The sequence below is a fragment of the Borreliella garinii genome (genome assembly GCF_001922545.1).
In the GTDB taxonomy this organism is placed as follows: Bacteria; Spirochaetota; Spirochaetia; order Borreliales; family Borreliaceae; genus Borreliella; species Borreliella garinii.
On record NZ_CP018744.1, the window covers coordinates 276,918 to 289,150 of the forward strand.

Annotated in this window: 8 protein-coding genes; 4 read left to right on the plus strand and 4 right to left on the minus strand. The window is 27.7% G+C overall.

What is annotated here, in order from left to right; translation table 11 throughout:
- Positions 1-14: 14 nt before the first annotated feature.
- The 3 genes from glyA to BLA33_RS01270 are packed head-to-tail and all read right to left on the minus strand — an operon-like array spanning position 15 to position 4,270.
- On the minus strand, positions 15-1,268 hold the full coding sequence (gene glyA, locus BLA33_RS01260; protein WP_029346396.1) for a serine hydroxymethyltransferase: 1,254 nt from the start codon (positions 1,266-1,268) through the stop codon (positions 15-17).
- On the minus strand, positions 1,268-2,824 hold the full coding sequence (locus BLA33_RS01265; protein ID WP_029346395.1) for an IPT/TIG domain-containing protein: 1,557 nt from the start codon (positions 2,822-2,824) through the stop codon (positions 1,268-1,270). Before BLA33_RS01265 ends, glyA begins: the two co-directional genes overlap by 1 nt.
- Before the next feature lie 3 nt (positions 2,825-2,827).
- Positions 2,828-4,270 carry a cysteine--tRNA ligase gene (locus tag BLA33_RS01270; RefSeq protein ID WP_075226341.1) on the minus strand — a complete coding sequence of 481 codons (1,443 nt, stop codon included), beginning with the start codon at positions 4,268-4,270 and terminating at the stop codon, positions 2,828-2,830.
- A 51-nt stretch (positions 4,271-4,321) separates the two neighbouring features.
- On the opposite strand from BLA33_RS01270, the gene murB reads away from it, so the two are divergent.
- A complete protein-coding gene (murB, locus tag BLA33_RS01275; protein ID WP_075226342.1) occupies positions 4,322-5,242 on the plus strand; it encodes a UDP-N-acetylmuramate dehydrogenase in 921 nt (306 codons plus the stop codon).
- Here the strand turns inward: murB and BLA33_RS01280 are convergent.
- Positions 5,239-7,446, minus strand: coding sequence for a methyl-accepting chemotaxis protein (locus BLA33_RS01280; RefSeq protein ID WP_075226343.1), 2,208 nt, complete (start codon positions 7,444-7,446; stop codon positions 5,239-5,241). The two genes, murB and BLA33_RS01280, sit on opposite strands and share 4 nt — an antisense overlap.
- Before the next feature lie 268 nt (positions 7,447-7,714).
- Between BLA33_RS01280 and BLA33_RS01285 the strand changes: the two genes are divergently transcribed.
- Genes BLA33_RS01285 through argS form a run of 3 tightly spaced genes read left to right on the plus strand, consistent with a single transcriptional unit; the run spans position 7,715 to position 12,233 of the window.
- The gene (locus BLA33_RS01285; protein ID WP_032985884.1) at positions 7,715-9,862 is read left to right on the plus strand and encodes a methyl-accepting chemotaxis protein; all 2,148 of its coding nucleotides are present in this window, start codon (positions 7,715-7,717) and stop codon (positions 9,860-9,862) included.
- 21 nt (positions 9,863-9,883) lie between these two features.
- Entirely contained in the window at positions 9,884-10,483 is a 600-nt protein-coding gene (locus BLA33_RS01290) for a hypothetical protein (protein WP_029346393.1), read from the plus strand.
- Positions 10,476-12,233: an arginine--tRNA ligase gene (gene argS, locus BLA33_RS01295; protein ID WP_029346392.1), complete on the plus strand. Its 1,758-nt coding sequence runs from the start codon at positions 10,476-10,478 to the stop codon at positions 12,231-12,233. The genes BLA33_RS01290 and argS overlap by 8 nt, the downstream gene beginning before the upstream one ends.

Sequence of the window (12,233 nt, forward strand, 5' to 3'; positions counted from 1 at the left end):
ACCTCCAAACATAATTAAGGCATGTCAAAATCTCTAATAAATCTTACAACTTCCTTTTTTATTTGTTTTAATTCGATATCAGACCTTGTCTTTAAAGCTCTAACAATAAATTTAGCAACATTTAAAGAATCACTTTCATTTAGACCTCTGGAAGTAATAGCAGCGCCTCCAATTCTAATACCAGAAGCCAAAGAAGGATTTTTTTTATCAAAAGGAATGGCATTTTTATTTAAAGTAATATTTATACCCTCAAGCAATTTCTCAGCATCGGCACCTGTAAGATCCAAATTGCTAAGATCAACCAAAAATAAATGATTGTCTGTGCCTCCACTGACAATCCTAAATCCTTCCGATTTGAAATATTCAGCCATAACTTTAGTATTTTTTATTACATTAGCAATGTATTCTCTAAAACTTTCTTGAAGAGCCTCTCTGAATGCAATAGCCTTCCCCGCAATAACATGAACTAAAGGACCTCCTTGAGTTCCGGGGAAAACTGTAGAATTTACAGCATTAAACAAAGGTTTCTCTTTTCCATTAAAGGTTGCTAATTTGTCAAAATCTTTTCCAGAAAGTATTATTCCACCTCTTGGCCCTCTTAAAGTTTTATGAGTAGTACTTGTAGTAAGATGTGCTACATCAATCGAAGAATTATGAAAACCGGCAACAATAAGGCCTGCAATATGGGCAATATCACACAAAAGATAAGCAGAAACGTCGTCTGCTATTTCCCTAAATTTTTTAAAATCAATTTCTCTTGAATAAGAAGAAGCTCCAGCTATTATTAAATTTGGTCTACAATCTCTAGCTATTTTAAGAACCTCATCATAATCAATCAACTCAGAATCTCTAGAAACGCCATAAAAATAAGTGTTAAAAAATATGCCAGAAAAATTTACCCTACTACCATGTGTTAAATGCCCTCCATGAGACAATTGCATACCAAGAATCCTGTCGCCTGGGTTAATAAGAGCCATTATAGCAGCCATATTAGCTTGAGATCCGCTATGAGGCTGAACATTGGCATACTTTGCACCAAAAAGCTCTTTTGCCCTTGAAATTGCCAAACTTTCAATCTCATCAACAAAAGAACATCCACCATAATATCGATTCAAAGGATATCCTTCCGCATATTTATTAGTTAAAATACTCCCAACAGCTTGCCTTATCTCTAAAGATGTAAAATTTTCAGATGCAATAAGCTCAATATGTTCTTTTTCTCTTAATTTTTCTTTCTCAATTAAATTAAATATTTGATCATCTCTCATCAAAAATTATCCTCCAAAACAAACCTATGCATTAAAGAATACGATCCGTTTGTCAAGCTTTTATACTTCAAAAACCTAGAATCTAGGTATCCATCAAAAAATTCATTTTTATCATAGTCCTCTATGCACCCATATTGAATATAGTTCTCAGACATATTTAAAAAATACTTAGAGTTATCCTTAAATAATACTGCATTTATTATATCAAAATATACAAAACCAACCCCATCCAAAAAAAATTCAAACCAAAAATGCTCAGTCAATTTAAGAGAATTAGAATCGTAGTAAAGCCCAACTATATTTCTAAGCGGAATCTCGTATTTTAAAAATAATAAATTCGTAAGAAGTATTAAATTGCTAGATGAAATTTTTTTCTCTTTAATAGAATCCTTTAAGCTTAAATTATTCTCAACAATTTTAAAATTTAAAGTCAAAGCATCAATAATTGCTTTAGCCAACTTATAAACTGAATTATTTCCAGCAGTCATAGATAAAATTAGAGAATCTAACGATATTAAATCAACAAAGCTGTAAGATAAATAATCTTTTTTTTTGTCTTGAACATACGTTTTGTACTCTTGATTGTTAATATCTCTATTAATCTTAATGCTTTCTAAATATTTAGTATCTAAAAATTCCAAATTAAGTTTATGTGTCTTTACCTTAGTCTTAAAAACAAATTTATTTGTCCTTAAGCTTTCAAAAAATAAATTACCAATATTAAAATCAAGAGACTCACTGCTACACTCTATAATTTTTTGACGCTCATTTTCAATTGGCCTTAAATAGAAGATATTAAAATTAATATCTTCAAGGCTTGAATCAACATTGCTAACAAGATCTTGATTAAAATAAATTTCTTCAATTATTGTAAACTCTTTTGAATCATTCAAAGTCCACCTAAAAAAATCATTTTTAACAGAAAACGGAACTTTATTGCTTTGAAGATTGTCCAATAAAACATAAAGTTTCCCGTCAGAATTTAAAGTTTTAGGAGAAATAAATTCTACTCTATTCTCAGAAACATTTAAAATATTTTGGGGTAAAATTGTATAAAATTTATCTTTGGTTTCAAGAAAAATTTGAATAGCACTAGAACGTGAAAACAAATTCATACCCCGCAATAAAGTTAAAGAATTTGCATTTAAAATTATTTTATCCTCTGAAAAAATAGAAGGAACATTTTCTCTATTAAGCTTAACAGGAACTTGTCTACTAATAACAAGAAAAAGTTCGTTGCTAGTCCCACTTTCACTTTTTACAAAAATAAGTCCGGAATTTACTTCATCTGTAATTTTAAAAACTATTTCGGTGTTGTTCCAACTAATGATACTACTTTTAACCAAATAATTATTGTTAATATTGATCTCTCCTGTACTATAGCCTAAATTATTCCCTTTAATAACAATAATATCCTTGTGTGAAGTGGGAATTGGAGATATATCATAAATAATTGGCTTTGAATAAAATAAAAATCCAGAAAAAATAAATAAAAATAAAAAAATAATAAAAATTAAGCTTAAATGAAAATATTTGTTTTTAAAAAAAATAGCCAAATACTAACCTCTTTTAACTTTAGTTCCTTCCTTGGTATCAATCAAAACAAAACCTTTTTTAGCAAAAAAATCCCTAATTTCATCTGCACGCTTAAAATTTTTTTCACATTTAGCTATTCTTCTTTCTTCAATCAAAGTTTTCATATTCTCATCAACAACTACATTATGATTTTCCGAATTTTTTAAAATTTCTTCTCTTAAATTAAGCGACATAATCTCATCAAAAATAAAAGCTAATTTAAGCTTTGAAACAAAGGCTAGATTTTCAGATTTAATTACCTCCCAAAGCAAAGCTAATCCTTTAGAAACATTTAAATCAAAAGAAACTTTTTCTACAAAAGAATCATAATATTCTTTTTCTGCACTAAAACCAAAATTTTTTAAATCTTTATTAAGCATATTTAAATCAGCTGGATCTAAAGATGCATAAAAATAGCTTAGCTTGTTTATCATATTTTCCCTAGCAATCTTACTTGCTTTAAGATTATTAAATGAAAATTTTAATTGATTCCTGTAGTGTGATGTTAAACATAAATATCTAAAATCAAGAGGAGAAAAATTTTGTTCTTCCAGGTCTTTAACTGTAATAAAATTCCCATGTGACTTTGACATCTTATTATAATCCATGATCAAAAATTCTCCATGAACAAAAATATCGCACCATTTCTTATTCAAAAAACACTCTACTATTGCTATTTCATTTATATGATGAACTCCAATATGATCAACTCCGCCTAAATGAATATCAAGTGTATCTTTGAAATACTCTAAATTCATAGCAGCGCACTCCAAATGCCAACTCGGATAACCAAATCCCCAAGGAGAATCCCATTTCATTTCCTGATCTTTAAATTTAGAATTAGTAAACCACAGAACAAAATCGGTTTTATTCCTTTTAAATTTATCAATATCAACCCTAGAAAAAGTCATATCTTTATTAATCAAATCAATGCCAGCCATCTCACCATAGCTTTTAAAACAAGAAGTATCAAAATACACATTGCCATTAGAAAAATAAGTAATTTTTTTTTCTTCAAGAATTTTAACAACCTCTATCATATTAGGAATATGTTTACTTGCAATAAGAACTTTATCGGGATATACAACGTTTAATTTTCTACAATCCTTAAAAAAAGCTTCCGTAAAAAATTTACTAATCTCATAAACCGTAAGGCCTTTCTCTCTTGCAGTTTTAGCAACTTTATCTTCTCCATCATCAAGATCACCTGTTAAATGCCCAATATCTGTAATATTCATTGCATAATTAACTTTATACCCTAAAAACCTTAAAGTTTTAATTAACAAATCTCCAAAAATATAAGTTCTAAAATTTCCAATGTGAGCATAATTATAAACAGTAGGCCCGCAAGCATACACTTTAACATTAGCAAAATTTGCTAATTCTGAAAAATCCTTTGTTCTAGTATTATATAATTTTAAAATCATACATTTCTCAAAATTGAAAAAATACAAAGTCTAATCTATTATTAAGTAAGCATGATTAAAAGACTAAATAATTTTTTTGAAAAAATCAATATAAAGCCTCAAACAAAAAATCTGATTGACTACACAACATATAAAATTGGAAACATTTCAAAATTATTTCTCATTCCTAAAAATATTCAAGAAGCTAAAAATATTTTTAAAGCAGCAATAGAAGAAAATATTACACTATTTATTCTTGGAGGAGGATCCAATATTTTAGTCAATGATAAAGAAGAACTTGATTTTCCAATAATATACACCGGACATCTAAATAGGATAGAAGTTCTCGATAATAAAATTGTAGCCGAATGTGGTGCAAATTTCGAAAATTTATGTAAAATTGCGCTCAACAGCGGTTTAAGCGGCCTAGAATTTATCTATGGACTACCTGGAACACTAGGGGGAGCTGTATGGATGAATGCCAGATGCTTTGGGAATGAAATCTCTGAAATACTAAAAAAAATTACATTTATAAACGATAAAGGAAAAACTATTTGCAAAGAATTTAAAAAAGAAGACTTTAAGTATAAAGTATCACCTTTTCAAAATAAAAACTTTTTCATATTAAAAACTGAATTGAATTTAAAAAAAGAAGATAAGAAAATTATTGAAGAAAAAATGAATAAAAACAAACAGGCAAGAATAAACAAAGGTCACTATTTATTCCCAAGTAGTGGGAGCACTTTTAAAAACAATAAAGCATTTCTAAGGCCTAGTGGACAAATAATTGAAGAGTGCAAACTCAAAGGGCTAAGCGTTGGGGGAGCTACAGTATCTAAATATCATGGAAACTTTATTATCAATATTAACAATGCCACTTCAAATGACGTAAAAAGTTTAATTGAAAAAGTAAAAACTGAAGTCTACTCAAAAACTGGACTTTTACTCGAAGAAGAAGTTCTTTACATAGGATTTAAAAATCAAAAAAGCTAAAAAACAATATCTTTAATCTCATCATTAATCTTTTTAATCAATTCCTTTATCTTTAATATCTTATCCTTAGAAGATTTCATCAAAGATGAATATTCTTGAAGAGAACTTATTGCGTCTAAATTCATCTTAGAAACTTTAAACTCTTTTAAATCTTGACTAAAGTTGTTAAACTTACTGCTCACAAAAAAATGGTTATTAAATATTTCTTTATACATATTCTTAGCATCTCTAATCTTAGTATCGTGAGACAAATACCTTTCTTTAAACTCACCAATTTCTTTAAAATGCTTAGCAAGAGTAAGGTCTACTTTCTCGTGTCTTGAAAAATTGCTGTCCACATTATCTTGAATGTCTATAAAATTTTTATAAATTGTATCGATCTCTGAATTAATTACCGCAATAATACTATCAACCGTTTTAAGTTCATCTTTAATGGTTTTAGAATATTTTCCAGAATTAATAGCAAGCTTTCTAATCTCCTCAGCAACAACTGCAAAACTTTTGCCCGCATCGCCTGCTTTTGCTGCTTCAATTGCTGCATTCATAGCAAGCATATTAGTCTGAGCTGAAATTGACACTAAAAGTTTATTTGCACTTTGCAAGCTATTTGTTTGAGACAAAAGATCTGCAAAATTTTTATTCACATTTTCAAAAACAATATTTAAATCAAGAACTTTACTTTTAATATTTTCAATATCAGTAGAATTTGTAGTAGCAACTTTATTAAAAATTTCCAAATTTTTATCTATAGTATAAAAAAAACTAACATTCTCTTCAAAATTTGAGGAGATTTCTGACATATGCTTATTGTGGTCATTAATTGGATCAGCAACAGATTCAAAGCCTTTTGAAATATCAACAATTGATTTTTCAAATCTAGAAAAAGTATCTCTTAGTTGCTCGTAAGCTAAAACGCTAGAATCTATACTCTCAGTATTTAACATGGCAGTTTCTATTTGTTCTAAATAAGCATTTAAATCTTCAGAATAAAATTTTATATTCTTAAAAGACTCGTTACTTTTGGACGAAATACTGTCCAGCTTTGAACCAATATAAGAAATAATAGCCGACGAATACTTAACCTCTAAAGGAGGTTCAAGATTAAAAGGATCGCTTTTTGATTTTTGATAATTAACAATTCTGTTAAAATCATTAATTAATGAAAAAATAAAAGTATTGCACAAATAAAATATAATTGCAAAAGATGATAATAAGAATATAAAAAACACAACCCAATTTGATTTAAACATAATAGGAATAGAATTGACATTAAAAATCAATCCTTGAATCAAAAAATCATCGGTTTTTACAAAGCTTAAAGAATAAAAATCGCTTTCATAATTAAAAGTATGCTGAGAAACAGAAGAATCTTTTTTAAGATAGGTTATAACTTTGTTCAAAACATTCTCACTATAAGCTGTAGAAAAAGATTTGGCCTTAAGATTATTAAAGTTTAAAAAAATGGGCATATAGTTTCTGTCAAGCATAAAAAAATTATAATCCTTACTGCTAAATTTAAGAGAAGAATACAGTTGATTTTCAATAATATCAAACGATTCATCAAAACATACTAGAATTCCTATAACGCCCAATGTTGCAACAGAATCCCTAACGGGAAAACTTACTACAGAATAAATTTTTCCATCTATTCTCATGAACCTTGAATAATATTTAAAGTTTTTTTCTACAGGAACAGAATAAATTGGATCAAGTCTAACATCTTTTAAGCCCAGAGATGAAAAATTTGAATTTGATATTAAAACATTCTTCCCTATAGGAATATAAAATATACCTTCTAGTGAATTTTCTGCTACAGGAATAGTTTTAAAAATTTTATCTATAGAGCTAAATTCTCTTGACTTTAAAAACAAATCGCTATTTTCATCTAAATTATCACCCAATTTTAAACTTGAAGACAAAAGAAAACTCTTTGAAGAATTCACCAATATCCCAAACCTATAGCTATCTTTTATAAACTCTTCAAGAAACCTAGAGGATTCCAAATATTTAGCCCTAATAACAGAAGACGCGCTGTTTAAAAATAACTTAGCATCAGATTTAAAGCGATCCAAATATTCATTTTTATGATTTATATAAGAATAGCCTATAAATAAAAAGTTTAAAAAAAGAAATCCAAATAAAATTAGATAAAGAAACCGTTTAGTATTTTTCAGATTAGCATCGATTAAATTCTCATCAGTCATAAAAGCTCTCCAAACATAACATTAATATTATGATTAAAACCTTAAAACAAAACTTTCACCTTCACAAATAACGTATAAATAATTACTAATAACAATTAGCAAATTAGACTTTTCTTTCTAAATCTTAAAGATCAAATCCCCAAATATTTGCAAATAATTATTTTATTATTTAGCTACATGCATATATAATTATATAATAAAACATATGGAATACTAAAAATTTAATTTTTTAAAATTTTATGAAAAATCAAAATTTTGAGGGGACTTAGTGAAAGAAAAGAAACTTAACTCCAACCTTTTTTATAAATTTAATTTTATAATTCTGGCATATACAATAATCATTATTGCAACAACCTTTTTACTATTAGACCAAGGCTATAAAAAAATAATAACAAAAGAACTTAAAGACTTTACAAAATTCATTAACCAAGCAATGATTAAAAGCTTTTCTGATGAATCTAAAGAGATAATAAAAGCCTTAAGCGTATTAACAGCTAGGTATGATTATAAATCTGCAATTCTAAATAACAGAAGTGATGAGCACTTAGTATCTGGCAAGATTTTAGCTGCACTCCCGTCTTTTATTAAAATAATAGAGTATGCAAATAAAGATGGATACATAATAGCATCAAGTGAAAAAAGAAGAAATGGTCAATACATGAGCTTAAAAGAATTGCTCTTAGGCAAAGCTATAACTACATTTCAAATTTCAATTCTTTACAACAGTTTAGCAAAAATAAATAACAATTTTTATATTCCAATAGCATATAAAATAACAGATTCAAAAAAATCTAATATTGGATATATTATTTTATATGCTGACATTTCAGAAAAAATTGCTGAACTAAAAGAATATCTTTTATTGCTTTTGGAAAACTCACTACTAGAACAAAATGCAAGCAGCCAAAACTCATCAAAATACTTTAATGTATACATAATAAACAGCAGTGGAGATGCATTTGGGGGAAAAGATGAAGTTTTGAAAAACATAAAGCACATATTTGGCTTTAACGTAAAAACATTAACTCAAATTTTAAGCGCATTATCTCAAGGAAAAGCAAATTACAATGCAAGCAATTCAAATGAAATAATCTCCTTAGCAAGAATCACAACATCCAATTGGTACTTAGGAATAAAGATAGATTACAATAATATATTTTCAACAGAATTTAAAAATATGAGATTAGTTTCACTTTCTATTATATTTATTTTGGTAATAATTTTTATACTAATAATGATATCAACAATAAAAACTTTAATAATATCAAAAATAGATAAACTCAACGTTGTCATTCCAAAAGTTAAAAACGGCGACTTAACATTTAAAATCGAATCTAAAGGCAAAGATTCAATAAGCTCAACAATAAATCTTTTTGGGCATTTTATTGAAAATCTAAAAAATGTAATCAATTCGCTACAAGAACGAGTGAGGCTGCTTAAAGAAAACGGAGACCATTTATTTAGTGAAATAAATAAAACCCACAGTACAATAAAAAATTCAAATCAATACATAGAAAAAACACAAGAAGAAGTAGAAAAACAGGTAGAATTCATCTCTAATACAACAGGAGTAATTGAAAGTCTTTCAAAAAATATTTCGTCTCTTGACAACTCAATTGAAACTCAAGCTGCAAGCGTTGAACAATCCTCATCAGCTATCGAAGAAATGATAGGAGGGATACAATCAATAACAGAAATAACTCAAAAAGCTGCAAAAAGCACAGAAGAACTAAAAAGATTTTCTGATGATGGGCGAAAAAAACAAGAAGAAGTTATTACTCAAATCAAAGAGATTTTTAAAAACTCAACAAGATTACAAGAAGCAAACTCTTTAATTTCATCCATCGCCAGTCAAACTAACCTACTCTCAATGAACGCTGCAATTGAGGCATCTCATGCTGGTGAAGCTGGAAAAGGATTTGCTATTGTTGCAGAAGAAATAAAAGACTTAGCAGAACAAGTAACATCACAATCAGAATCTGTTGCTTCATCAATTAACGAAATAATGGATTCAATAACTAAAACGGTAAACACTTCTGAATTAACAAATAAAGCTTTCAATCAAATATTCGATTCAATCAATCTAGTTGTTCAAGTAATAGAAGAAATAAATCACACAATGCAAGAGCAATCAATAGGTAGCCAAGAAATTTTAAAGGCTTTAAATACAATGAGAGAAATAACATATGAAGTAAAGATTGGCTCAAATGATATGTTTAGAGGCAACAAAGAAATCATTAGCACTTTTAAACTATTAGGAGAAATTAATATTACGGTCTCAAACTCAATGAAAGGTTTAAAAGAAGAGATTAATAAACTAGTAGAAGCTATTGAGCGTATTAAAGTTTTAGGAACTACAAACTCAAGCCATATTTCTGGAATTAGTGAAAGTACAAATCAATTTAAAACCAAATAAAATGGATTAATAGGAAATAATATGCAAAAAAAGACATTTTATAACACTGAAAAATATCTTAAAAGTCATTTAATGTTATTTCCTATTTTTGCTTATACAAAAAACTTTTTAGATGCTAGTATCGCATCTGTTTGGATTTCACTGTGCATTATATTCCCTGCCTTAATAATCAATCAAATAGAACTAAAAAAGCATAAAAGTCATATATTAGGAATATATCTATTAATAATAGGAATTTTTACTAGTCTTACTTACTTATTCATGCTATATTTAACACCGACCTTATACAAAGAATTCAAATTTTCAATACCCATTTTAATAGCCATAATAATATCATTCCATAAAAATGAGCCTTTTAAAATCATGAAAAATCCATCAATGATAATTAAATATTCTAAAATTCCAATTTTAGTTTTCATTGCTCTAAGCTTTACAATTTCAATTATTAGAGAAATATTAAACACAGGAAATTTAAAACTTTTTAATAAAGAAATACCTATAATAAAAGAGTTTATAAATACAAAAATGTTAGCCCATAGCTCAAACATTTTTATTGTAGCATCTTTAATTTTACTATTAATCAATATACTAACAAGTGTTAAAGAGGAAAAAAATGACTAAAAGTGTTAAAAAAGATATTAAAAACGAAATTAGCATTATAGTTGCCAATCTAGCATTATCAAAAAATATAAAACTGGACAAAATCAATATAAATATTCAAAAACCTCCCAAAAATGATTTAGGGGATATTTCCATATTAATATTTGAACTTAGCAAAACCTTAGAACTTCCTATTGCAACTATCTCTGAAGAAATAATAAAAACTCTTAAAGCTAAATATGAAATTAAAGCTATGGGGCCTTACTTAAATATTAAAATTCCTAGAAAAGAATATATAAACAATACAATACAAATGGTAAATGCCCAAAAAGATAGCTATGGAACAAGTAAATATCTAGACAATAAAAAAATAATATTAGAATTTTCATCGCCCAATACAAACAAACCACTGCATGTAGGACATCTTAGAAATGACGCAATAGGAGAAAGTCTGTCAAGAATATTAAAAGCTGTAGGTGCAAAAATTACAAAAATAAACTTAATAAACGACCGGGGAGTTCATATCTGCAAATCAATGCTTGCATACAAAAAATTTGGAAATGACATTACCCCAGAAAAAGCTTTTAAAAAAGGAGACCATTTAATTGGCGAGTTTTATATTGAATACAACAAATACTCACAAGAAAATGAAAATGCTGAAAAAGAAATTCAAGATCTACTTTTAAAATGGGAACAAAAAGATGCAAACACAATTAAACTTTGGGAAAAGTTAAACAAATGGGCAATTGAAGGAATAAAAGAAACATACAAAATTACAAACATCTTATTTGATAAAATTTACCTTGAAAGTGAAATTTTTGAAATTGGGAAAAATGTCGTATTAGAAGGGCTTGAAAAAGGATTTTGCTACAAACGAGAAGATGGAGCAATATGTATTGACCTGCCTTCTGACTCGGATGAAAAAGCAGAGGCTAAAGCAAAACAAAAAGTACTAATAAGATCAAACGGAACATCTATCTATCTTACCCAAGATTTAGGAAATATAGCAATTAGAACAAAAGAATTTGATTTTGACGAAATGATTTATGTGGTTGGAAGTGAGCAAATTCAGCACTTCAAAAATTTATTTTTTGTATCAGAAAAATTGGGAATTTCTAAAAACAAACAACTTATTCATTTATCACACGGAATGGTCAATCTTATTGATGGCAAAATGAAATCAAGAGAAGGTAATGTAATTGACGGGGATAATTTAATCTCAGAGCTAATAGAATCAATAATGCCTGAAATTACACAAAAAATTGATAATAAAGAGAGTGCCAAAAAAAATGCTTTAAATATTGCACTAGGAGCAATTCACTATTATCTGCTAAAATCAGCTGTACATAAAGATATTTTATTTAACAAAAAAGAAAGTCTATCTTTTACGGGAAATTCTGGACCATATATCCAATACGTTGGAGCAAGAATTAATAGTATTCTTGAAAAATATAATGCACTTTCTATTCCAATAATAAAAAAAATTAATTTTGAACTTTTAAAACATGAAAAAGAGTGGGAAATTATTAAAATAATATCAGAATTAGAAGAAACTATAATCAAGGCAGCAAAAGATTTAAACCCTTCAATACTTGCAAACTATTCATACTCGCTTGCAAAGCATTTTAGCGCATACTATCAAGAAGTGAAAGTGATAGATATAAACAACGCAGATTTAACAGCCGCAAGAATTGAATTTTTAAAAGCTATATTACAAACAATAAAAAATTGCATGCACCTGCTAAATATTCCTTATATGTTAAAAATGTAG